The sequence below is a fragment of the Chengkuizengella marina genome, assembly GCF_009910845.1.
In the GTDB taxonomy this organism is placed as follows: domain Bacteria; phylum Bacillota; class Bacilli; order Paenibacillales; family KCTC-33759; genus Chengkuizengella; species Chengkuizengella marina.
This window is the reverse complement of sequence record NZ_SIJB01000027.1, coordinates 22,476-45,328: the sequence shown is the minus strand read 5'-3', so window position 1 is coordinate 45,328 and position 22,853 is coordinate 22,476. Positions and strand designations below refer to the sequence as shown.

Below are 22,853 nucleotides of genomic sequence, written 5' to 3'. Positions count from 1 at the left end.
TTTTTCTTTTTATAATATAGTGTAATTTTTTTGAATATAATAATGTATTCTTCAGTACATATTGTTTTGACAAATTTTAAAAATAATGTTATTTTTTAATTGTCTAAAATTAAATTGTACACAATTTATTATGAAGAGTAAATACTTTACTTAATGAAAGGTGATTATCCAATGCAAAATGAAGAAATTCAATTAGCCTCAAGACCAGTAGGTCTACCAGATGAAAAAACATTTCGATTTGTTACTACAGAAATGCCAACACCTAATGAAGAAGAAATTTTAGTAAAAACACTATATCTTTCAGTAGACCCATATATGCGAGGGCGAATGAGAGAGGGCAAATCTTATGTTGCGCCTTTTGCTATTGATGAGGCCATCTCTGGTGGAGTTATTGGAGAGGTAGTAGAATCAAAGTCTTCTAATTTCCAAAAAGGGGATATTGTAACGGGAATGTTAAATTGGGCTCGTTACCAAACTGTTAATGAAACATCTGTACAAAAAGTGAATCCATCTTTAGCACCGATTTCAACAAGTCTTGGTGTGTTAGGTATGCCTGGGGCAACAGCATATTTTGGATTAATGGATATTGGTCAACCTAAAGAAGGTGAAACGGTTGTTGTATCTGGCGCTGCAGGTGCGGTAGGTATGATTGTTGGACAAATTGCAAAAATTCAAGGGGCTCATGTGGTAGGAATCGCAGGTTCTCAAGAAAAAATCGATTATTTGGTGAATGAACTAAACTTTGATGCAGCTATTAACTATAAAGACCCTGATTTTAAAACGAAGTTAAAAGAAGCATGTTCTAATGGAGTGGACGTATATTTTGAAAATGTTGGCGGAGATATTTCTGACGAAGTGTTTAAACGATTAAATGTAAATGCTCGTATTCCTGTTTGTGGAGCGATCTCATCCTATAATAATAAAGAAATAGATTTAGGTCCACGAGTTCAGACACTTTTAATTCAAAATCGTGCGCTAATGAAGGGGTTTTTAGTATTTGATTATATTGATCGTTTTCCAGAAGGCATTAAACAATTAGCTGGTTGGATGATGGAAGGAAAGTTAAAATATGAGGAGACGATCGTTGAGGGATTTGAAAACACACCTGAGGCTTTTGAAGGTTTGTTCAAAGGGACTAATTTAGGTAAATTATTAGTTAAGGTAGCTGAGCCAAGTTTAACATAAAATTGAATTTATAAACTTTAAGGGAAAATAATAGGTCTATTCTACAATAAACCTACTATTTTCCCTAATTTATTCATATCTTTACATTTCATTCTTGTTTAATACAAGTTGCAGTGTAATCAATACATCATTTTCTGTATCTAACAATACAGTGTGTGGATTATTCATTCCATAATCATTAAATGTGACTGTGGTATCTGCTTTTAATTTCAATATATCATTTTCTGATAAAACTTCTGTTTCAAAAGTTACAGTTTTAGTAATGTCTTTAATAGTAAGATCCCCAGTTAATAGTATAAAATTTGTTTGTCCAGATTGCCATTCATTAGACCAATTTTCAATGGAGTGCAATTGAAAGGTAGCCTCAGGAAATGGCTCGGCTTGCAAAAATCTATCCCCTTTAATGTGAGAATCTCGTTGACCATTTCCAGAATCAATAGAGTTGATGTTTACAATTGCATTTGCCTCCATTAAATTAGGTTCAGTTTGATTAATCTCCCAACTTCCACTTACCTCACTAAATTGAATAATAATTTCTTCCTTTGATGTTTTAATACTTAAATATACAGCTGAGTCTTCTGAAATCTCCCATTCTCCATCCCAATCAAATGATTCTACAGTAAAATTCTCACTAGATTGAACATCATCCGATTGCTCTTTAACGTCTTTTGTTGCACTTTCTTTAAACACATCATCAATTATAATATGATTTCCAGTGTAGTAATCAAATATATAGTATCCACAGATTAGAATTAATAGAGAAGCTACAATAAATATTAGTTTTCTTTTATTCATTATGAAAATCTCCTTCATTAATATGATATTTCAATTTCACATGATCTTTTGATCATTTCCACACATTATCAACATACTTTAGTTTTGTGTCAAAATGATGTCCAAATTCATTTTTTTGAATCGATTGATATATTTTGCTAAAATGGTGTTAAATATCATAAACCAAATAAAGCATAAGGAGATGAACCATATTTGAAGCAAGCAACGAAATCAATAAGAAAAGAAATCGTAAGTTGGATAATCACATTTTTAGTTGCATTTGGTGTAGCTTTTTTTATTCAAAGTGAAGTGTTTGCAGTTACTGAAGTGAAACAATCTTCTATGGAAAATACTTTATTTGAAAATGAAAGAATAATCATTGATAAAATTTCAGACACATTTAATGATTTTGATCGAGGAGACATTGTTATATTTACAGAAGAGGAACTAACAGGAGGATTTTGGAGCAGCAATATTGGAATTCAATTGGATGATTATATGGATAAAGTGACAAATGGTGAACCAAGGAAAAGACTTGTGAAGAGAATAATAGGGGTTCCAGGTGATATTATTGATATCAAAGAAGGACAAGTTTATATTAATGGAGATTTAATAGCTGAGTCTTATATAAAAGGCGAAAAAACATTTACAAGAAATGTGGAATTTCCTATTGAAGTTCCGGAAGGAAAAGTTTTTGTGATGGGTGATAATAGGACGGTTAGTAGAGATAGTCGAGATTTTGGACCTATAGACATGAACAACATAGAAGGAAAAGCCATTTTCAAAATGTGGCCGATAAATGAAATAGGTTTGATAGATTGACTGTTGAAAAAGGAGAAGATATGGCTACTTTTGACGACTTTAATAAGTTAGATATACGTGTTGGAGAAGTGATAAAAGCGGAGCTTTTTGTAGAGGCTCGTAAACCAGCATACAAATTGTGGGTAGATTTTGGGGAAGAAATAGGAGTGAAAAAATCAAGTGCTCAAATAACGGAATGTTATCAAGTCGATGAATTAGTTGGAAAGCAAGTTATGGGTGTTGTGAATTTTCCTTCCATGCAGATTGCATCTTTTATGTCAGAAGCTTTAGTACTGGGAACTTATTCGGAACAAGGGGTTGTATTGATTCAGCCAGAGCAAAAAGTGAAGAATGGAGATAAATTAGGTTAACATGAAAATTTATAGAAAGCTGCTTTTTCCTTGAGGGAGCAGCTTTTTTAATGAAGCTTAACTAAAAGGGTGATCCAGAGAAGATCTTGCAAACAAATGAAATAGCACAATTATTATTTTTTTATTTTGATAAGTATTATTGTTGAAATCTGAAGCAGATATAATTTTCTTAGATAGGGAATAAGGTGCATATTCACTGCAAACATAAAAGGAGTTGTATAATTTGATTTTAGAAGCGGTTATGTTAAACGTTAAATCAGGTCAAACTGAACAATTTGAAATGTCTTTTAAAGAAGCCTCCAAGATTATTTCGAAAATGAAAGGGTATATTTCTCATGCCCTTCATCGTTGTATAGAAATTGAGAATAAATATTTACTACTTGTAGAATGGGAGACACTAGAAGATCATACTGTTGGATTTAGAGAGTCTGAAGAATATTTAGAATGGAAAAAAATCCTCCATCACTATTACGATCCATTTCCAGTTGTTGAACACTTTGAAGAAATAGGTTTAAATTAAATTTTAATAAAGTCCTTATTATATTTACATATAGATTTTCCAGTTTCCGTCTCTTTTATCCATTTAAGTAATATGTTCAAGATATCAGACAAAAATAGTGTGAAACTGTTTCTAAATGAGTCATGTATAACTCATTTAGATTTCCAATATTTATTGTAATTTCCAATATTTAAAGCTATGGTTTATTAAAAAAGTTGTTCAAAAGGGTTTCTGCCTTTTAAAAAAACAATTAAAATTATTTATATAGGTATAAAATGTTTCAATTATGTGAAACTGACTATTTACACGAAATGACCAAATCGGTATAATAGTATAGAAAGATGAACAACATTTGTTTAACTCTATAAATTAACCACAAAAATAGGAGGGGAGAGTATTGAATCTTTTAGTATGTCTTAAACAAACCTTTGATACTGAAGAGAAAGTACACATCGAAAACGGGAAGGTTAGTGAAGACGGGGCAAAGTTCGTAATTAACCCATATGATGAATATGCTTTAGAAGAAGCGATCCAATTAAAAGAAAAATTTGGCGGAGAAGTGACAGCGATTACAATTGGAACTTCTCAGGCTGAAAGTGCATTACGAACAGCTCTAGCTATGGGAGCTGATCATGCTGTTTTAGTAAATGATGAGCGTTTAATAGGAGATGAATTCACGACTTCAAAAGTATTAGCTGCAGTAATGAAAGATAAAGAATTTGACTTAATTTTAAGCGGTTACATGTCCGTAGATAATGGCGGTGGGCAAAGTGGAATCCGTTTAGCAGAAGAATTAGATATCGCTCATGTAAATGCTATCACCAAATTAGAGGTGCAAGGTAATCAGGTTGTATTGGAACGTGATGTAGAAGGAGATGTTGAAATCATTGAAGCTGAGCTGCCAATTTTAATCACAGCTCAACAAGGACTAAATGAGCCTCGATATCCTTCATTGCCTGGTATTATGAAAGCGAAAAGGAAACCAATTCAAGAGCTTAAAGCAGAGGATTTATCAATTGATCTAGACCAAATACAAGCAAAAACGAAAATTATAGATCAAGTACTTCCACCGAAAAGACAAGAAGGAAGAATTTTACAAGGTGAAATGAATGATCAAGTGAATGAACTGGTGAACTTATTACAAGGTGAGGTGAACATCAATGGGTAGAGAAGTAATCGTATTTGCTGAGGTTAAAAATGGAAGTTTACGTAATGTTTCTTTTGAAGTATTAAATGCAGCAAAACGTATACATGATGGTGGAAAAATTACTGCAGTGATTTTTGGTGAACAACCAGATTCATTTGCTGAATTACTAACTTCACACGGTGCAGATGAAATTTTAGTTGTAAACAATGAAGAACTAACAAGTTACACAACAGATGCTTACACACAAGCTTTCATTTCAATTGTAGAAGAAAAAAAACCAGACGTAATCTTGATGCCTCATACTGCATCCTGTAAAGATTTTGCACCTCGGTTAGCATCTCATTTGAGCTGTGGACTTATTACTGATTGTACAGATGTAAATATTGAAAACGGAAACATTGTGTTTACTCGTCCAATTTATGCAGGTAAAGCATTTCAAAAGAGAGAAGTCATCGATGGAAAGATTTTTGCTACGATAAGACCAAATAATATTCCAAGTGGTTTAGAGGACAGTAGTCGAACAGTGAACAAAGATACAATGAATGTCAACATTGATAACATTCGTACGGTTGTAAAAGAAGTTGTTCAAAAAGCAACGGATGGTGTAGATTTGTCTGAGGCAAAAATCATTGTATCTGGAGGTAGAGGAGTAAAAAGTACTAAAGGATTTGAACCTATTAAAGAATTAGCAGAAGTTCTTGGAGCAGCTGTTGGAGCTTCAAGAGGTGCTTGTGATGCTGAATATTGCGACTATTCTTTACAGATTGGACAGACGGGTAAAGTGGTGACACCTGACTTATATATTGCCTGTGGGATTTCAGGAGCAATTCAACATTTAGCAGGTATGTCAAATTCAAAGATCATCGTTGCTATTAATAAAGATCCTGAAGCGCCAATATTTGATATTGCTGATTTTGGAATCGTTGGGGATCTATTTGAAGTAGTACCGATGTTAACAGAACACTTTAGAAAGGTGATAAACAAACAAGCTTCATAACAATATGATGAGGTGGTTTTTTTGATGTCTAACGATCCATGGACAAAAAATTATCCAGAAGGAATTGAACCACATCTTGAATATCCTTCACAATTAATATCAGATTTTTTAAAAAATTCAACTGAGCAATTTCCTAATCATAATGCAATTTATTATTTTGGAAAAAAAATCACCTATAAAGACCTGATCAAGCAAGCTTATAAATTTGCTAACCTATTGAAAGAAAAAGGTGTTAAACCAGGAGATCGAGTAGCAATAATGCTTCCCAATATACCTCAGTATGTTTATTGTTATTATGGCGTATTATTTATGGGAGGCATTGTTGTTCAAACGAATCCGTTATATGTAGAAAGAGAACTGGAATATCACCTTAAAGATTCGGGAGCTAAAACTATCGTTGTACTTGATTTAGTTTATTCCCGAGTGAAAGCGGTTAAAGAAAAGGTCGCTTTGGAAAATATATTCACTACTAGCATACAAGATCATTTACCCTTTATAAAAAAGTTATTATATCCTTTAGTGCAAAAAATTAAAAAAGGACCTTATACACGTTTAGATAAAGAGCAAGTTTTATCATTAAAACAAGAATTAGAACAATCTTCAGATAAACCAGTAAATAGTCCAAGTAAACCTGATGATGTAGCAGTCTTGCAATACACAGGTGGTACAACAGGTGTTTCTAAGGGAGTAATGCTTACTCATATGAACCTTGTGTCAAATACGATTCAATGTCAGACATGGGTCAAAGTGAAAAAAGGGCAAGGAAGTGTGTTGGCGGTGGTACCTTTGTTTCATGTTTATGGTATGACCACTTGTATGAACTTTAGTATTGCTTCAGGGGCTGTGGTGAATTTAATTCCAAAGTTTGAGGTAGATTCATTATTAAAATTAATAGAATCTCAGAAACCTACCATTTTTCCAGGCGCACCAACTTTATATCAAGGTATTATTAACCATCCCAAAGTCAATCAAACAGATCTTTCTTCTATCGAATGTTGTATTAGTGGTTCAGCCCCATTGCCAGTTTCAACTCAACAAAAGTTTGAAGAGTTGACTAATGGAAAGTTGGTAGAAGGTTATGGACTATCTGAAGCTTCTCCTGTTGTTATTGCGAATCCAGTATGGGGACATCGTATCGAAGGAAGTATTGGTATTCCTTGGCCAAACACTGAAAGTAAGGTTGTTAACGAATTAGGTGAACAAGTCGCTCCTCATGAAATTGGTGAGATCATTGTAAAAGGACCCCAAGTGATGAAGGGGTATTGGAATCAACCTGAGGAAACAGCAGCAGTACTGAAGGATGGTTGGTTGTATACAGGAGATATGGGTTATATGGATAACAAAGGATACTTTTATATTGTGGATCGTAAAAAAGATATGATCATCGCAAGCGGTTACAATGTATATCCTAGAGAGATTGAAGAGGTTTTATATAAACATCCTGCGGTAAAGGAAGCCATTGTTCTGGGAGTCCCAGACAAATATCGTGGTGAAACCGTAAAAGCATATATTGTTCGAAAAAAAGGCTCAAATGTAACGGATGAAGCGTTGAATCAATATTGTCGTTCTAATTTAGCTTCATATAAAGTTCCGAGAATATATGAATTTCGTGATGAGCTTCCTAAATCAATGGTTGGAAAAATATTACGTAGAGTATTGGCAGAGGAACATGCTGCTACACTCGAAGAATAAAACCAGGAGGTAAAGTATGGAAAAACAAATTCGAAAAGCGGCTGTGTTAGGGTCTGGCGTTATGGGTGCATCTATTGCTGCTCATTTAGCAAATGTAGGTATTGAAACTTTCCTTTTAGACAGAGTGATAGAAGGAGAAAAAGACCCAAATGTGTTAGCTCAGACTGCGAAAAAAAATCTTTTAAAGGCAAAACCGAGTCCGATATATTCCAAACAATCTTTAGAACTTATTAAAGTAGGAAATTTTGAAGATGATCTTCACCGTGTTTCTGAGGTGGATTGGGTCATTGAGGTTGTTATAGAAAATCTAGACATAAAAAAACAATTGCTTAGTAAAGTAGAACAACACTGGAAACCAGGAACGATTGTAAGTTCTAATACATCTGGAATTTCTATTCAACAAATATCTGAAGGTTTGTCAGATTCATTAAAAAAACACTTTTTAGGCACTCATTTTTTCAATCCTCCAAGATATATGAAGTTACTTGAGTTGATCCCAACAGAGGCTACAGATCCAAGCATTGTACAATTGATGGCAAAGTTTTGTGAAAGAAAGTTAGGCAAAGGGATTGTTGTAGCTAAAGATACGCCTAACTTTATTGCTAACAGAATTGGAACATATGGATTAATGGTTGTTCTACATGAAATGGAGAAGTTTGGTTTGTCTGTTGCTGATGTAGATCAATTAACGGGTCCGCTCACAGGTAGACCAAAAAGCGCTACTTTTAGAACTTTAGATTTAGTTGGATTGGACACCTTTGTATTTGTTGCAAATAATGTTTATGAAAATGTAGTGGATGGACCTGAGAAAGAAATTTTCAAAGTGCCTGAACTGCTTACTGAAATGGTGAAAAATGGCCAACTAGGTGAAAAAACTAAAAAAGGTTTTTATCAGAAAAAGCGTACTGATGCAGGAAAAGAAATTTTACAATTTGACATTGAAAGTAAAAGTTATGTTCCAAAAACAAAAACCAAATTTGCTTCTGTTGAAAATGCAAAAAATGCAAAAGGTTTAAAAGGGAAATTAAAAGCCTTGATCACTTCAGATGATGCAGCAGGAAAATTTGTTTGGGAGATTATGAAAAAAAGCTGGTTGTATTCAGCTAGTAAAGTACCGGAAATTGCTGATGATATTTCAGCCATCGATGATGCAATGAGATGGGGATTCAATTGGGAACTTGGACCTTTTGAAGCTTGGGATGCTGTAGGTTTAGAATCTACCGTTGCTCGAATGAAAGAAGAGGGAGAAGAGATTCCAGCATGGATTGAAAAAATGCTTTCTGATGGTAAAACATCATTTTATCAGAAGGAAGAAGATAAGACTTTTTACGTTAAAGTTGATGGTGGCTTAAGCGAGAAAGAGATACCAAAAGAATTTATAAACTTAGAGTTATTAAAAGAAAAAAATGGTGTGATTAAAAAGAATACAGGTGCAAGTTTAATTGATATTGGGGATGATATTGCTTGTTTGCAATTCCATTCACCAAACAGTACTGTAGGACCTGATGTTTTACAAATGTTCCTTCATTCTTTTGAGGAAGTAAGAAAGAATTATCGTGGTCTTGTAATTGGACATCAAGAAAAACACTTTTGTGTTGGTGCAAATTTAATGATGATGTTAATGGAAGCACAAGATGAAAACTGGTTCGAAATTGAGCAGATGATCTCTACTTACCATCAAGTTGCTATGAATATGAAATATTTTGAAAAACCAATTGTATCTGCTCCATTTAATATGTGTTTAGGCGGAGGAGTAGAGCTTGTAATACCAGCTCCACATGTTCAGGCATCTGCTGAAACATATATGGGATTAGTAGAAGTAGGTGTTGGTTTAATTCCAGCAGGTGGCGGTACGAAGGAAATGTTATATCGTAATACGGTACCAATGGATATCAACAAAACAATTGATTTACAGCCTTTTGTTAACCGAGTATTTGAGAACATTGGTCAGGCAAAAGTATCAACTAGTGCAGCGGAAGCTAGAGATCTTGGATATTTAAGAGAAACAGATCGAGTTACAGTCAATTCAGATTATTTACTTCATGATGCAAAACAAGCCGTATTAGGAATGTCCATTTCAGGGTATGAAGCACCTCAAGCGAAAAAAATCAGAGTTGTTGGAGAACCTGGCTTAGCTACATTAAAGATGGGCTTATATCACATGAAGTCTTCAGGTTATATCAGTGATCATGATGAATTAATCGGAACTAGACTTGCTAACATTTTAACAGGTGGAAATATCCCAGCAAATACATTAGTTGATGAGCAATACATTTTAGATTTAGAAAAAGAAGCATTTTTGAGCCTATTAAGTGAACCGAAAAGCCAGGCTAGAATGCAGCATATGTTATTAAAAAGAAGACCTTTGAGAAATTAAAGTATTTTATATAAGTCTTACTTTGAGAGGAGTAATAATATGAAGGAAGCTGTTATTGTTTCAGCAGTGAGAACACCAATGGGTAAAGCTCATAAAGGTTCTCTTGCAAATACACGTGCAGAAGATTTAGGAGGACTTGTTATTGAGGAGGTTGTTAAACGCACCCCTGGATTATCTCCTGAAGAAATCGAAGATGTCATTATTGGCTGTGCCATGCCAGAAGGTGAACAAGGTTTAAATATGGGACGTATTGTAGCTTTAAGAGCAGGATTACCGGATACAGTACCCGGTTTAACCATTAATCGTTTTTGTTCTTCTGGTTTACAGTCCATTGCTTTTGCAGCAGAACGAATCATGAGTGGATTCTCAGATGTTATTGTTGCAGGCGGAGTAGAAAGCATGAGTCATGTACCTATGTCTGGATTCAAACCACAACCAAATCCTTATTTGGTAGATCATCGTCCAGAGGTATACATCTCCATGGGGAATACAGCGGAGAATGTTGCAAGAGATTATGAAGTATCTCGTGAAAAACAAGACGCTTTTGCAGTAAGCAGTCATCAAAAAGCAGCAGCTGCAATTGAATCTGGGAAATTCAAAGAAGAGATTGTTTCTGTCCCAGTTAAACAAACGATCATTAATGATTCAGGTAAGAGAGAAGAAGTATCCTTTATGTTTGATACAGATGAAGGTGTTCGTGCGAGCACAAGTGTAGAAGTGTTATCTAAATTAAGACCTGCATTTTTACAAGGAGGCTCCGTAACAGCTGGAAACGCATCTCAAATGAATGATGGGGCTTCAGCAGTTGTAGTTATGTCTAGAGAAAAAGCAGATCAGTTAGGATTAAAACCAATGGCTATTTTCCGTAGCTTTGCTGTTGGAGGGGTAGCTCCAGAAGTTATGGGAATTGGCCCTGTTGTAGCCATTCCAAAAGCATTAGAAAAGGCAGGTTTAACGTTAGACCAAATTGATTTGTTTGAAATCAATGAAGCATTTGCAGCTCAAGCTCTTGCTGTAATGGAAACATTAAAAATTGATTCAGCTAAGGTAAATGTTAATGGAGGGGCAATTGCATTAGGTCATCCATTAGGATGTACAGGTGCTAAATTAACTACAACATTGTTACATGAAGCAAAACGTAGAAATAGTAAATATGGTGTGGTTAGTATGTGTATTGGTGGTGGTATGGGCGCCGCGGGAGTATTTGAATTTGTTTAAAAATAAACTCTAAATTTCAGTCCCGAAATATATTTTTCGATCCAGCCTTTGGGCTGGGTCGGTTATAAATTGCCACTTTGTGTGTAGTACAAACAACGAATATGTGTGTTATAATTTTGAGGAGGAATTTACGATGATCAAAGAAGTTGCTAAAGGTGGAAGTTATTTATTAGGTGATGTGGATGCATCTACGGTATTTACGCCTGAGGATTTTTCTGATGAACATAAAATGATAGCAGGAATGACAGCTGACTTTGTAGAAAATGATATTGCACCAGTAGATGAAAGAATTGAAACACAAGACTTTGATTTACTTGTTAATTTATTACAAAAAGCTGGAGAATTAGGTTTATTAGGAGCTGCAATTCCTGAAAATTATGGTGGAACAAATTTGGATAAAATTAGTTCTACTTTAATTGGTGAGAAACTAGTTCGTGGTAGTTCATTTGCTCTAAGTGTGGGTGCACATGTAGGAATTGGAACTCAACCCATTGCACTTTTTGGTAATGAGGATCAAAAAGCTAAATATTTACCTTCACTTGTAACTGGTGAAAAATTAGCTGCATACTGTTTAACCGAACCATCTTCAGGTTCAGATGCATTAGGAGCAAAAACAACTGCCGTTTTAAGTGAAGATGGTAAACATTATATCTTAAATGGTACTAAACAATTTATTACTAACGCAGCGTTTGCTGATGTATTTGTTGTATATGCCAAAGTAGATGGTGACAAATTCACAACATTTATTGTGGAAAAATCATTTGAAGGTGTATCTACTGGTCCTGAAGAAAAGAAAATGGGAATTAAAGGTTCATCAACACGTCCTCTTATATTAGAAGATGTAAAAGTACCTGTTGAAAATTTATTAGGAGAGATTGGCAAAGGGCATGTAATCGCTTTTAATATTCTTAATCTAGGCCGTTATTCCTTAGGAGCTGGTTGTTTAGGAACATCCAAATGGGCAATTGACCTTGCAGTTGAATATGCAAAACAAAGAAAACAATTTGGTAAAGCTTTAGTAGAATTTCCACTTATGCAAAAGAAAATAGCAGACATGGCTATTTACACTTATGCAACAGAAAGTGTCGTCTATAGAACTGGTGGATTAATGGATGATGCTCTTAAAACATTAAATGTAAATGATGAAAACTATCAGAAAGATGTAGTGAAAAAAGTTGCAGATTATGCGTTAGAATGTTCTGTTAACAAAGTATTTGCATCAGAGTGTTTGGATTTTGTTTCAGATGAAGCAGTTCAAATTCATGGTGGTTATGGATTTACACAAGAGTATAAAGTAGAGAGAATTTATAGAGATTCTAGAATCAATAGAATTTTTGAAGGAACGAATGAAATTAATCGGTTATTAATTCCTGATATGTTATTCCGTAAAGCGATGAAAGGCGAACTGCCAATGATGGAAGTAGCAGCTAATTTAGAGCAAGAATTAGTAGCTTACATGCCTCCTATGATTGACGAAGATACACCATTAGAAAAAGAAAAAGCAATGCTTGCATCTGCTAAAAAGATCTTTTTAATGGTTGGTGGAACAGCTGTTAAGAAATATAAACAAGCTTTACAAGAAGAACAAGAAATTTTAGAAATCATCTCAAATCTAGCAATTCAAATCTATGCTTTAGAATCCACGATTTTAAGAACAGAAAAAGCAATTGCTAGAGATGGATTAGAGAAGTCCAAACAAAAGTTAAACCTTACAGTTGCATTTGCTCAAGAAACATTTACAAAAATTGAGTTAATGGCTAAAGATGGAATCGTATCTATGGATGATGGTGATTCTGCATTAATGGTTCTTTCTATCTTAAAGAAATTAGTTCGTTTTAAACCTAAAAATTTATTACACATTAAAAGAGAAATTGCTGATAAGATCATTCAATCTGATCAGTATACAGTTTAGGTGGTAATATGAACCAAAAAGAATGGGAAGCGTTTCAGAATATGTTGGCCGAAAAAGTAAAAGGCACATTTATGGAACTCTTAAATAGTGAAGTCACAGAAATAAAAGACAATCAAATTTTTGGTTCCTTTAAAGTCGAACCTATTCATCTTAATCCAAATGGAATTATACACGGTGGCGTTCACGCTACCGTGTTGGATAGTATCATGGGGCTGGCAGTTGTTGTTGCCCGCCCTGATGATAAATTAGTAACTACTATGTTAAACATTCATTATTTAACTGCTTTAAAAGATGGAACTTTACAAGTTAGTGCAAAGGTAATACATCAAACAAATCATACTCTCACAACTGAGGGAGAAATTAGAAGTGAAGATGGGCAGCTTGTTGCGAAAGCAACAGGCTCATATCGAGTGATTAATAAATAAAGGTGGGTGATTTTATGGAACTATTAACTATAATTCAGCTTTGTGCATTTTTATTGCTCACTGGATATGTTTTTTATTTGTTTTATCACATCATGTATAGTCGTTACTCATTTATTAAATTAGGAAAAGAAGAGTCTTTAAAGCCAGAATATAAACAAAGGTTTAAACAAATTGCAGTGAACATGTTTGGACATAAAACATTACTAAAGGATAAAAAAAGCGGTATAATGCACTTGGTTATGTTTTATGGATTTATCCTCATTCAATTTGGTGCAATTGATTTGGTTGGTAAAGGATTGGTGCCTGGTTGGCATTTACCATTAGGTTCCTTCTATCCAATTTTTGTATTTATACAGGAAATTACAGTTTTACTTGTGTTATTAGCTACAGGATATGCTTTTTACCGTCGATATGTTGAAAAGTTAGCTCGTTTAAAACGAGGCTGGAAAGCAGGTATCGTAATCTTATTGCTTTCAAGTTTAATGCTTTCTATTATATTGGCTGGTGGTTTGGAAATGATTTGGAAAGGGCATGAGGTAAATGCTCTTCAACCTGTCAGCTCTCTATTTGTATTGGCATTTTCTTGGTTGGGAAGCAATGTGGCTGGGGTATTGTTTTATGTTCTTTGGTGGATTCATTTATTGATTCTGTACACATTTTTAATTTATGTACCGCAGTCTAAGCACGCTCATTTGTTTTTTGCACCGATCAATGTGTTTATTAGAAAACTAGGTGTACCAGGCAAATTGAAAAAAATAGATTTAGAAGATGAGAATGCAGAGTCCTTTGGGGCTGGTAAAATTGAAGATTTCACGCAAAATCAATTGGTGGACCTATATGCATGTGTAGAATGTGGTCGTTGTACAAGTGTTTGCCCGGCTGCGTCAACTGGAAAGATGTTATCCCCAATGCATTTAATAACGAATATGAGAGATCACCTAACTAATAAGGGTGCAGCAATTACTTCTCGTACACCTTGGATGCCAGCTTTTGCATTTGGAGGAACAACTGCCAATGAACTAGCAGTTGCTACTGAAACCGAACTAGATACTCCTTTAGTAGGTGAAGTTGTTACAGAACAAGAACTTTGGGCTTGTACGTCTTGCCGAAATTGTGAGGAAGTATGTCCTGTTGCTAATGAACATGTTGATAAAATTATGGATATGCGTCGTTATCTAGTATTAACGGAAGGAAGTCTGCCGGCTGAAGCTGCTCGAGCTTTAAATAATATTGAAAGACAAGGAAACCCATGGGGATTGAACCGTTTAGATCGTAAAAATTGGATAGATCAAATGGACGATGACAATAAAGTAGTTGAAGTGCAAAATACAGAATCCTTCGAATATTTATTTTATGTAGGTTCTATGGGTTCATACGATAAACGTTGTCAAAAAATCTCCGAAGCGTTTGTAGAAATTATGAACAAAGCGGGTATTTCTTTTGCAGTATTAGGAAATGAAGAAAAAAATTCCGGTGATACAGCAAGACGTTTAGGTAATGAATATTTGTATCAAATGCTTGCGGAAGAAAATGTTGAGCTATTTAAAAATTATAATGTGAAAAAGATTGTTACCATTGACCCTCATGCATTCCATACGTTTAAAAATGAATATCAGGATTTTGGATTGCCTGAGGATGTAGAAGTCTATCATCATTCACAGCTCATTTCAAAATGGATTGAAGAAGGTAGAATTCAACCTAATAAATCCATGATGGATAAGATAACATATCATGATCCTTGCTATTTAGGCCGTCACAATAATGAATATGAAGCTCCACGTCAAGCCTTATCTGCCATTCCAGGTGTAGAACTTGTAGAAATGGAGCGTTCTGGTAGTAATAGTATGTGTTGTGGTGCTGGCGGGGGAATGATGTGGATGGAAGAGACAGAAGGAACAAGAGTAAATACAGAAAGAACAGAGCAAGCTTTAAAAACAAAACCTGATCTGATTGCTACTGGCTGTCCGTATTGTCTCACCATGGTTGACGATGGATTAAAAGCAAAAGACGAAGAGAAAGTTCAAGCTAGGGATATAGCAGAGATTATCGCCGAGAGCTTAGAGCGTTAATATAAGTTTCTAAAATTTATACAAGTCATTGTAATAAAACCTGTGAATGGCAGATTGCATTCACAGGTTTTTACTTTTCTATTTATGTCAATAGAGAGCACAAAATGACAGGTTTAAAATTAAGTTCACTGGTAAACTTAAAATAAAGTTGAGGGGATAAATTTATGAATATGCTTCAAAGCATGAATGAATGTATTGAATATATTGAAAAGAACATGAATCAAAAAATAGAACTATCAGTATTAGCTCGTAAGTCACTCAGTTCTAAGTTTCACTTTCAACGAATGTTTCATATGTTAACAGGTTATACAATAGCTGAATATATACGAAAACGAAGGTTGACATTAGCTGCACAAGAGCTGACAAATACGAAAACAAAAGTGATTAATGTTGCTTTAAAGTATGGGTATGAAACACCAGAGTCATTCTCTAAAGCCTTCCGTAGAGTGCATGGTATTTCCCCTTCACAAGTAAGGGATTCTAATGTTTCATTAGTTGCTTTTCCACGAATCACATTTCATATTTCTTTAAAAGGAGAAAAGGAAATGAATTATAAAATTATAAAGAAAGACAGTTTTAAAGTACTAGGAAAAGGTATAAAAGTCCCTATGGTTAAAGAGGAGTCAAGAGCATATATTTTAAAATTTAGGGAGGAGTTGCAACAAGAGAGTGTAGATAAACAAATTCTTTCTATTACAGGAGAAAAGGATTTACTAGGTCTAATTATGGACATAGATCATGAAAGAGAAGAATTTACTTATTTTATTGGTGCAATAGTCAGTGATCATGAGGATTTGAAAAATTATGAACAAAGAGAAATCTCTTCTACTTCATGGGCTGTTTTTGAATCCATTGGTGCGATGCCGGATGCTGTTTCAAAAGTATGGGATCGAATTTATACAGAATGGTTTCCTTCAACTGGATATGAGCAACTCTCAGGAATACCTGAAATCGAGTTAATTCCCCCAGGCGATGATAAAAACCCTAATTATAGATGTGAAATTTGGATTCCAATAAAAAAGAAATAAAGGATAAAGAATTGTATAAAAATCTGATTATGGAGGAATGAGATGAAGGTAACTACAGGAATTGAAATGTTCGAAATAGAAAGAAAAAATTTTTTGGGACAGGACGTGATCATACATCCTACAGTGATTAGTGATAATGCAATGGCAGTTTTAATAGACACAGGTTTTTCAGGTCAAAAAGATATTTTCCTCGAAGAATTTGAAAAAGCATCTGTTCCTTTTGAGCTTCTAAAAAAAATTATCATCACACATCATCACTTGGACCATACTGGAAGTTTACCTAGTATTTTAGAGGAGTCACATCATAAAATTCAAGTTTTATCAAATGAATTAGAAAAACCATACATTCAAGGAGAAAAAGATCTAATAACAAAAGAATTATTGGCTCAGATGGAATCTTGGCCAGAACAATGGCGTATTGACTTTCAATCAGAGTTATCAAATCCACCAAAAACTATTGTTCACAAAATAGTGACTGATGGTGAAGAGTTACCTTATTGTGGAGGAATCGTTGTTATTAATACACCAGGTCATAGCATAGGACATATTAGTTTGTATCATAAACAAAGTAAGACTCTTATTGCTGCAGATGCAATGGTTGTCCAAGACGGTATGTTAGAACTAAATCAACAATCTATGGATATTGAATTATCTCAAAAATCATTAAACAAGTTCACACAATATGATATTGAAACTGTTATTTGTTATCACGGTGGTTTATTTAATGAAAATGTAAATGAATGTATAGCTAAATTGGTCCTCTCATAATAACCTAACTTAATTTTCTCTGTAATTCTTACACCACCTTTTTAATTCTTTCTTTTATTATCTGTTCTTGTAATAGATATGAAGTTTTTTTGTTTATTGAATAATGAGATATACATCCATAGGTGCTAGGTACTAATATTACCTCAAAATAAAAATGTTCTCACCATCTTCATCAAATGCGAAATCTCCGCTTCTTATAGCTTTGTTCCAAAATAACAAATTATGAATACTGTTAATATCAGTCTGGTAATCAGCGTCCCCCCTAATGATTTAATTCGATCTGAGTCTATATTTATCTCAATAAAATACCATGTAATAATCTAATAAAAAAATTCTATTAAAATTCTCAAATGGATTATATAATATGAGTTAAACATTGATAGTTAATATAAGAGTAAAGAGTTTATCATAGATTGAAACTTTCATTTAAGAGAAGTGCAAATTATGATTCAATTTAATGGATTAAAAAGTGGGTGATTAACATGAAGAAGGTATATATAATTATCATAGTTGTTGTAATAATGATTGCATTATTAATTTTAACTAATCCAAATTTAGAAGATTTTAATGAATACAGAGCTGAGGAAGAAGAAAGGTTGGGAATAACCCCTCCTGAAACACCTAAAATTATTATTGAACATATAAATTTCTATATATTTTCTACCTATACCCCTTTTGTTGAAGTAATTGATGAAAATGGAGTAACTCATCTAGGAATAATGGGTAAATTCTATAAAGTGTCTGATGGACAATTTGATTATCCATGGTGGTTAGAACCATTTAACTGAAATAGAATCAAATAAAAATTACTATAATTGGGAGCGTGAAACTTAAATATATTGATTTTGGAATAAATAACACTTGGTTAATTAGAACCTGAAACAGAGTTAAAAATGATACAGAATTTGAGGAAGAACAGTCCATCATTTCTAATATTAGGAGGAGCATATGCATATCAAACGATTAGAATCTGTACATGCTGAATTATATAAAAAACTTAGATTAAAAGGTTTACAAAGCCACCCTTCTGCATTTGGTTCAAGTTATGAAGAGGAAAAAGAATTTACTATTGAAGTATATAAAAGTAGATTACAATCGGAGTCTATGACTTTAGGTGCTTTTAAAAGTGATGAGAAGCTTATTGGAATAGTTACTTTGGTGAAAGAAAAGAAAAATAAATTAAAACATAGAGCAAATGTCTATGCTATGTATGTTGATTCTGAATATCATGGTATGGGGACTGGTAAAAGTTTAATGATTGAAGTAATAAAAAGAGCAAAAGAATTAGATGAAGTCGAACAAATTTATTTGAGTGTTAACAAAGATAATGAAGCTGCAAAAAAACTGTATATTTCTTTAGGATTTGAAACTTTTGGAATAGACAAAAGAGCTTTAAAAATAGAAGATACGTATTATGATGAAGAACATATGGTGTTGTTTGTATGATAAATCATTTTGTTTTCACTAATGTTATTGATAAGTATAGATTACATACTAGAAAAGAGGATATATATGAAGTCAAGTCAATTGTTTGTAGGGGACAAGTTAAAATTAACAGCTATCAGAGAATCAGATATTTCTGATTTGTTGAAATGGTATGAGGATGCTGATTTTTTGAATTTTTTTACTGCGGAAGCGGCATTCCCAAAGCAAGCTTCAGAAATAAAAAAGTGGATTGATTCCTCAAATTCCAATGAATATCGATTTGCTGTAAGGTTAATAGATGTAGAACAAATTATAGGGATAATAGAATTAGATGGAATACTTTGGAACCACCGTACGGCATGGATAACCATGGCCATTGGAGATAAAGAATATTGGTCAAAAGGTTTTGGAACAGAAATGTTAACACTTGCTCTTCGTTATTCATTTAGAGAACTTAATTTATATCGTTTACAATTAACCGTGTTTAGTTATAACGAACGAGCGATAACTTTATATGAAAAACTTAGATTTAAAAAAGAGGGAGTTTACCGTGAGTTTCTTGAACGTGATGGTAAGCGTTATGATATGTTTTTATATGGATTATTAAAAGATGAATACAATCAGTAAATATACGATGTAATTCATAGTTAAACCCTGTACTTAGGTACAGGGTCAATGGTTATTTAAATATTTTCGAATCTTTTCTTTATTTTTAATGTTGATTATTTATTTTTTATTGCAGCATCTAATGCAACTTCAATCATATCATTAAAGGTTGTTTGTCTTTCTTCAGCAGTTGTTTCTTCACCGGTTAAGATGTGATCACTTACAGTTAAAACAGATAGTGCATTGACATCAAATTTAGCTGCTAGTGTATATAAAGCTGTCGTTTCCATCTCAACTGCAAGAACTCCGTAACGAGCTAACTTTTCAAATTGTGCATTATCATTGTAAAATTGATCCGCAGTAAATACATTACCCACTTTTAAATTTAATCCTTTTTCAACACCAGTGTCATAAGCTCTTTTTAATAGGTCGAAATTTGCTGTTGGCGCATAATCAATAGGTCCAAATTCAATGCGATTCATTTGAGAATCTGTGGTGGAGGTCATGGCAAGAATGACATCACGCACTTTTACATCTTTCTGAATTGCTCCACATGTTCCTACTCTGATTAAATTTTTAACACCATAACTTTTAATTAATTCATTTACATAAATAGAAATTGAAGGGACACCCATTCCAGTTCCCTGAACAGAAATACGTTCATTTTTGTATGTACCTGTAAACCCTAACATGCCTCGAACATTGTTATAACAAGAAATATCTTCTAAGAAGGTTTCTGCGATATATTTTGCGCGTAATGGATCACCTGGTAACAGAATCGTTTCCGCGATTTCATTTTCTTTTGCTTCAATATGTATGCTCATTTTAACAATCCTTTCTCATTTTCAGTAGATAATTATCATAACCTTGCTTAATCAATGTATCATAATCGTTATATTGATTCAAATAAGACATAAAATGAACAAAATTTCCCCCTGTTTTTAATTGTAGATCTGTTTTATAGTTTATATTAGAAGAATATATAAGTTTGATTTTTGATTAGTATTTGAGGTGATATGTTGTTTATATATAACGCAAATATTGTTAGCTTAAAGGGAGTAATTGAAAGAGGGGCAGTTTTCATTTATGAAGGAAAAATAAAGCATATTGTTGAAAATCATGATGTGGATTATTTTTTAGTGGAGAAGCCAGATGTGGAAATCGTGAACGCTGAAGGTGCTTGGTTACTTCCAGGTTTTATAGATGTTCATGTACATGGTGGTAATGGTTTTGATTTTATGGATGCCAGTCAGAAATCTCTTCAAGGAATAAGCGAATTTCATGCTCAACATGGGACAACAACAATGCTTGCCACAACCGTTACTTCCTCAAAAGAAAACATTGAGAAAGTTCTGCAATCTGTTGTGAGCTTACAGAAAAAAGACCAACTATTTGCACAAATCATTGGAGTACATTTGGAAGGTCCTTTTATTAGTCGCAATAAACTAGGAGCTCAAAATCCAAATTACGTTATTCCGCCTCGGTTAGATTGGTTAAAAGAGTGGATTGATAAATTTCCAGAGGTGATTAAAATTTTAACCCTTGCTCCTGAGAAGGAAAAAGCTGTTGAGATGATTCGATATGGAGTTGAACAGGGTATAGTGATAGCGTGTGGACACACTGATGCAGTTCATGAGGAGATGGAAACTGCATACGAAGCTGGATTAACTCATTCTGTACATATGTTTAACGCAATGAGTGGAATGCATCATAGAGAACCTGGGGTAGTTGGAAGTATTTTAGTGAATGAAGGAATAAGTACGGAAATTATAGCAGATGGAGAACATGTTCACCCTGTTTGTATTGACTTATTAACGAAATTGAAAAATAAAGATAACCTATTGCTCATTACGGATGCGATGTCTGCAGCAGGGTTGGGTGATGGGATATATAATTTGGGAGGGTTAAATGTAGTAGTGAAAGATAACGTAGCAAGATTAAAAGAAGGAGACAATCTTGCAGGTAGTAGTTTAACGATGATAGAAGGCTTTAAATATATGGTCAATAAAGTGGGTCTATCTGTTCCAGAGGTTAGTAAACTTGCTAGTTATAATCCTGCAAAACGTCTAGGAATGGAAGAGCAAATTGGAAGTGTAGATGAAGGTTTGCAAGCAGATTTGTTATTGGTTTCAAAAGATCTGCATATTGAGAAGGTATGGAAAGATGGAGAATTATTGAAGTTTTTTGTTTAATAAATGAAAAATCTGAATATATAAGTTATAATATTTAGATTAGCATTAAACAAAGAAGGTGGGTTATGATTATGGGTGGACCAATAGGATTTGCTATGGCGTTCATTATATGGATTATTTCTATTTTTATGATTACTAAAATTTCCAAACGAAAAGAAACGAATATACATATGTTATGGAAGATCATTGTGTCTTTGTTTGGACCTTTCGGCGTAGTTGCTTATTACGTTGCAGTTAAGAATGTTTAATAGTTAAAAAAATCAGAAATCGTCAATTTCATTGTAAACGGAATTCGACGTTTTTTTAGAATTTTACAATTACAAAAGGAGAATTATTAAAGTAAATTTTATATACACTAGAAAACCTCACTACATAAATTAATAGTGAGGTTTTTTACTATAGATAGATAAATAAGTCATAGCGTGTGATAATTGCCTCCTATTACTAAGAGGTATTATATACTATGTTCAAAGACATTATTTTGTATAGACAAGTATCCTATGACAAGCACACATTTTTAATATTTTTAGTTTAAGTATTCTGATATCAAAGAGATGGAAAAATGCGTTAAAATGTTATTAAGATTTATAATTATAATGGATTATGTATTTAAGGAGATGTACATTTTGCACAGTTTTACAGAGCAGGTACTTAAAATCATCAAGAAAATCCCATCGGGAAAAGTGATGACTTATGGACAAATAGCTAGGTTAGCTGGAAGTCCAAAGGGAGCAAGACAAGTTGTAAGAATCTTACATTCCATGAGCCGAAATCATAAACTCCCTTGGCATCGAGTGATCAATTCCAAAGGTGAAATAGGTATTGCTGATGAAGAATTATTTTTTATTCAAAAAATGTCACTTGAAAGTGAAGGTATTAAATTCAATACTTATCGAGCTTTAAATCTTTCTGTATATCAATTTCATCCTGAAGAGAATCATTGAGATACTTTTTATAAAATCTAGATATATTGAATATCAAATCTTGAAGAAAGATAAATATTTAAGTAGCGACAAAGTAAGAGAAGCTTCTTTTATAAAAGAAGTTTCTTTGTGTATGAAATAATTGATTTATCAAATCAAAATAAAAGTACAGGATTAGATATTAGTTATATCCTACTTTTTAGTATGATTGGGATTATTATTTTCTTTCTTATCATACGAATAGGTAGATCTTCTAGAAATTAATACTTCAATTTTAACTAAATACGGAAAATTTTCTTTATTAAAAACTAATCCTATTCTTTGGTTTTATATAAATAAAAGTAAAGAATAGGATTTTAAAGTATATCATAGTATTCCTAGTATTAATTTAATAAAATGGACAATTTCAAGTGATATAAGTCATTGTTAGCATTTAATTATTAT

General features: G+C 33.3%; 22 protein-coding genes. 20 read left to right on the top strand and 2 right to left on the bottom strand.

What is annotated here, in order from left to right; all coding sequences use genetic code 11:
* The first annotated feature begins 171 nt into the window (after positions 1–171).
* Entirely contained in the window at positions 172–1,185 is a 1,014-nt protein-coding gene (locus ERL59_RS12045; RefSeq protein WP_160646474.1) for an NADP-dependent oxidoreductase, read from the top strand.
* An 81-nt stretch (positions 1,186–1,266) separates the two neighbouring features.
* Here ERL59_RS12045 and ERL59_RS12040 read toward each other — a convergent pair whose 3' ends face one another.
* Entirely contained in the window at positions 1,267–1,980 is a 714-nt protein-coding gene (locus ERL59_RS12040; protein WP_160646473.1) for a YceI family protein, read from the bottom strand.
* A gap of 192 nt (positions 1,981–2,172) precedes the next feature.
* Between ERL59_RS12040 and lepB the strand changes: the two genes are divergently transcribed.
* From lepB to ERL59_RS11960, 16 genes are all read left to right on the top strand, one after another.
* A complete protein-coding gene (gene lepB, locus ERL59_RS12035) occupies positions 2,173–2,781 on the top strand; it encodes a signal peptidase I (RefSeq protein ID WP_160646472.1) in 609 nt (202 codons plus the stop codon).
* Between the two features lie 20 nt (positions 2,782–2,801).
* Positions 2,802–3,131 carry a tRNA-binding protein gene (locus ERL59_RS12030; RefSeq protein ID WP_160646594.1) on the top strand — a complete coding sequence of 110 codons (330 nt, stop codon included), beginning with the start codon at positions 2,802–2,804 and terminating at the stop codon, positions 3,129–3,131.
* 223 nt (positions 3,132–3,354) lie between these two features.
* Entirely contained in the window at positions 3,355–3,651 is a 297-nt protein-coding gene (locus ERL59_RS12025; protein ID WP_160646471.1) for an antibiotic biosynthesis monooxygenase family protein, read from the top strand.
* 376 nt (positions 3,652–4,027) lie between these two features.
* Positions 4,028–4,798, top strand: coding sequence for an electron transfer flavoprotein subunit beta/FixA family protein (locus ERL59_RS12020; protein ID WP_160646470.1), 771 nt, complete (start codon positions 4,028–4,030; stop codon positions 4,796–4,798).
* Positions 4,791–5,774, top strand: a complete 984-nt coding sequence (locus ERL59_RS12015) for an electron transfer flavoprotein subunit alpha/FixB family protein (protein ID WP_160646469.1) — start codon at positions 4,791–4,793, stop codon at positions 5,772–5,774. The genes ERL59_RS12020 and ERL59_RS12015 overlap by 8 nt, the downstream gene beginning before the upstream one ends.
* A gap of 24 nt (positions 5,775–5,798) precedes the next feature.
* Positions 5,799–7,466: a long-chain-fatty-acid--CoA ligase gene (locus ERL59_RS12010; protein WP_160646468.1), complete on the top strand. Its 1,668-nt coding sequence runs from the start codon at positions 5,799–5,801 to the stop codon at positions 7,464–7,466.
* A 16-nt stretch (positions 7,467–7,482) separates the two neighbouring features.
* Complete coding sequence (locus ERL59_RS12005) at positions 7,483–9,843, top strand: 3-hydroxyacyl-CoA dehydrogenase/enoyl-CoA hydratase family protein (RefSeq protein WP_160646467.1); 2,361 nt, start codon at positions 7,483–7,485, stop codon at positions 9,841–9,843.
* Between the two features lie 39 nt (positions 9,844–9,882).
* Positions 9,883–11,061 (top strand): acetyl-CoA C-acyltransferase, encoded by a 1,179-nt coding sequence (locus ERL59_RS12000; protein WP_160646466.1) that lies wholly within the window; start codon positions 9,883–9,885, stop codon positions 11,059–11,061.
* Positions 11,062–11,194: 133 nt separating this feature from the next.
* Positions 11,195–12,973, top strand: coding sequence for an acyl-CoA dehydrogenase family protein (locus tag ERL59_RS11995; protein WP_160646465.1), 1,779 nt, complete (start codon positions 11,195–11,197; stop codon positions 12,971–12,973).
* A gap of 41 nt (positions 12,974–13,014) precedes the next feature.
* On the top strand, positions 13,015–13,398 hold the full coding sequence (locus ERL59_RS11990) for a PaaI family thioesterase (protein ID WP_160646464.1): 384 nt from the start codon (positions 13,015–13,017) through the stop codon (positions 13,396–13,398).
* A 14-nt stretch (positions 13,399–13,412) separates the two neighbouring features.
* The gene (locus ERL59_RS11985) at positions 13,413–15,467 is read left to right on the top strand and encodes a (Fe-S)-binding protein (RefSeq protein ID WP_160646463.1); all 2,055 of its coding nucleotides are present in this window, start codon (positions 13,413–13,415) and stop codon (positions 15,465–15,467) included.
* Positions 15,468–15,631: 164 nt separating this feature from the next.
* Positions 15,632–16,495, top strand: coding sequence for a helix-turn-helix domain-containing protein (locus ERL59_RS11980; protein ID WP_160646462.1), 864 nt, complete (start codon positions 15,632–15,634; stop codon positions 16,493–16,495).
* A 42-nt stretch (positions 16,496–16,537) separates the two neighbouring features.
* On the top strand, positions 16,538–17,263 hold the full coding sequence (locus tag ERL59_RS11975; RefSeq protein ID WP_235929872.1) for an MBL fold metallo-hydrolase: 726 nt from the start codon (positions 16,538–16,540) through the stop codon (positions 17,261–17,263).
* A gap of 482 nt (positions 17,264–17,745) precedes the next feature.
* Positions 17,746–18,051, top strand: a complete 306-nt coding sequence (locus ERL59_RS11970; RefSeq protein ID WP_160646461.1) for a hypothetical protein — start codon at positions 17,746–17,748, stop codon at positions 18,049–18,051.
* Between the two features lie 160 nt (positions 18,052–18,211).
* Positions 18,212–18,709, top strand: coding sequence for a GNAT family N-acetyltransferase (locus ERL59_RS11965; RefSeq protein ID WP_160646460.1), 498 nt, complete (start codon positions 18,212–18,214; stop codon positions 18,707–18,709).
* 66 nt (positions 18,710–18,775) lie between these two features.
* Positions 18,776–19,315: a GNAT family N-acetyltransferase gene (locus ERL59_RS11960; RefSeq protein WP_160646459.1), complete on the top strand. Its 540-nt coding sequence runs from the start codon at positions 18,776–18,778 to the stop codon at positions 19,313–19,315.
* A gap of 95 nt (positions 19,316–19,410) precedes the next feature.
* Here the strand turns inward: ERL59_RS11960 and deoD are convergent, their stop codons facing one another.
* Positions 19,411–20,118 (bottom strand): purine-nucleoside phosphorylase, encoded by a 708-nt coding sequence (gene deoD / locus ERL59_RS11955; RefSeq protein ID WP_160646458.1) that lies wholly within the window; start codon positions 20,116–20,118, stop codon positions 19,411–19,413.
* Between the two features lie 192 nt (positions 20,119–20,310).
* Here deoD and nagA point away from each other — a divergent pair, with 192 nt between their 5' ends.
* From nagA to ERL59_RS11940, 3 genes are all read left to right on the top strand, one after another.
* A complete protein-coding gene (nagA, locus tag ERL59_RS11950) occupies positions 20,311–21,486 on the top strand; it encodes an N-acetylglucosamine-6-phosphate deacetylase (RefSeq protein ID WP_160646457.1) in 1,176 nt (391 codons plus the stop codon).
* Between the two features lie 71 nt (positions 21,487–21,557).
* Complete coding sequence (locus ERL59_RS11945; RefSeq protein ID WP_160646456.1) at positions 21,558–21,734, top strand: hypothetical protein; 177 nt, start codon at positions 21,558–21,560, stop codon at positions 21,732–21,734.
* A 369-nt stretch (positions 21,735–22,103) separates the two neighbouring features.
* Positions 22,104–22,430 carry an MGMT family protein gene (locus ERL59_RS11940; protein WP_160646592.1) on the top strand — a complete coding sequence of 109 codons (327 nt, stop codon included), beginning with the start codon at positions 22,104–22,106 and terminating at the stop codon, positions 22,428–22,430.
* Positions 22,431–22,853: the final 423 nt, after the last annotated feature.

What these genes read in the sequence shown, in the direction of transcription:
- ERL59_RS12045 (WP_160646474.1), top strand. Translation starts at nt 172, where the DNA reads ATGCAAAATGAAGAAATTCAATTAGCCTCAAGACCAGTAGGTCTACCA.
- ERL59_RS12040 (WP_160646473.1), bottom strand. Translation starts at nt 1,980, where the DNA reads ATGAATAAAAGAAAACTAATATTTATTGTAGCTTCTCTATTAATTCTA.
- ERL59_RS12030 (WP_160646594.1), top strand. Translation starts at nt 2,802, where the DNA reads ATGGCTACTTTTGACGACTTTAATAAGTTAGATATACGTGTTGGAGAA.
- ERL59_RS12015 (WP_160646469.1), top strand. Translation starts at nt 4,791, where the DNA reads ATGGGTAGAGAAGTAATCGTATTTGCTGAGGTTAAAAATGGAAGTTTA.
- ERL59_RS12010 (WP_160646468.1), top strand. Translation starts at nt 5,799, where the DNA reads ATGTCTAACGATCCATGGACAAAAAATTATCCAGAAGGAATTGAACCA.
- ERL59_RS12005 (WP_160646467.1), top strand. Translation starts at nt 7,483, where the DNA reads ATGGAAAAACAAATTCGAAAAGCGGCTGTGTTAGGGTCTGGCGTTATG.
- ERL59_RS12000 (WP_160646466.1), top strand. Translation starts at nt 9,883, where the DNA reads ATGAAGGAAGCTGTTATTGTTTCAGCAGTGAGAACACCAATGGGTAAA.
- ERL59_RS11995 (WP_160646465.1), top strand. Translation starts at nt 11,195, where the DNA reads ATGATCAAAGAAGTTGCTAAAGGTGGAAGTTATTTATTAGGTGATGTG.
- ERL59_RS11990 (WP_160646464.1), top strand. Translation starts at nt 13,015, where the DNA reads ATGTTGGCCGAAAAAGTAAAAGGCACATTTATGGAACTCTTAAATAGT.
- ERL59_RS11985 (WP_160646463.1), top strand. Translation starts at nt 13,413, where the DNA reads ATGGAACTATTAACTATAATTCAGCTTTGTGCATTTTTATTGCTCACT.
- ERL59_RS11980 (WP_160646462.1), top strand. Translation starts at nt 15,632, where the DNA reads ATGAATATGCTTCAAAGCATGAATGAATGTATTGAATATATTGAAAAG.
- ERL59_RS11975 (WP_235929872.1), top strand. Translation starts at nt 16,538, where the DNA reads ATGAAGGTAACTACAGGAATTGAAATGTTCGAAATAGAAAGAAAAAAT.
- ERL59_RS11970 (WP_160646461.1), top strand. Translation starts at nt 17,746, where the DNA reads ATGAAGAAGGTATATATAATTATCATAGTTGTTGTAATAATGATTGCA.
- ERL59_RS11965 (WP_160646460.1), top strand. Translation starts at nt 18,212, where the DNA reads ATGCATATCAAACGATTAGAATCTGTACATGCTGAATTATATAAAAAA.
- ERL59_RS11960 (WP_160646459.1), top strand. Translation starts at nt 18,776, where the DNA reads ATGAAGTCAAGTCAATTGTTTGTAGGGGACAAGTTAAAATTAACAGCT.
- deoD (WP_160646458.1), bottom strand. Translation starts at nt 20,118, where the DNA reads ATGAGCATACATATTGAAGCAAAAGAAAATGAAATCGCGGAAACGATT.
- nagA (WP_160646457.1), top strand. Translation starts at nt 20,311, where the DNA reads ATGTTGTTTATATATAACGCAAATATTGTTAGCTTAAAGGGAGTAATT.
- ERL59_RS11945 (WP_160646456.1), top strand. Translation starts at nt 21,558, where the DNA reads ATGGGTGGACCAATAGGATTTGCTATGGCGTTCATTATATGGATTATT.
- ERL59_RS11940 (WP_160646592.1), top strand. Translation starts at nt 22,104, where the DNA reads ATGTACATTTTGCACAGTTTTACAGAGCAGGTACTTAAAATCATCAAG.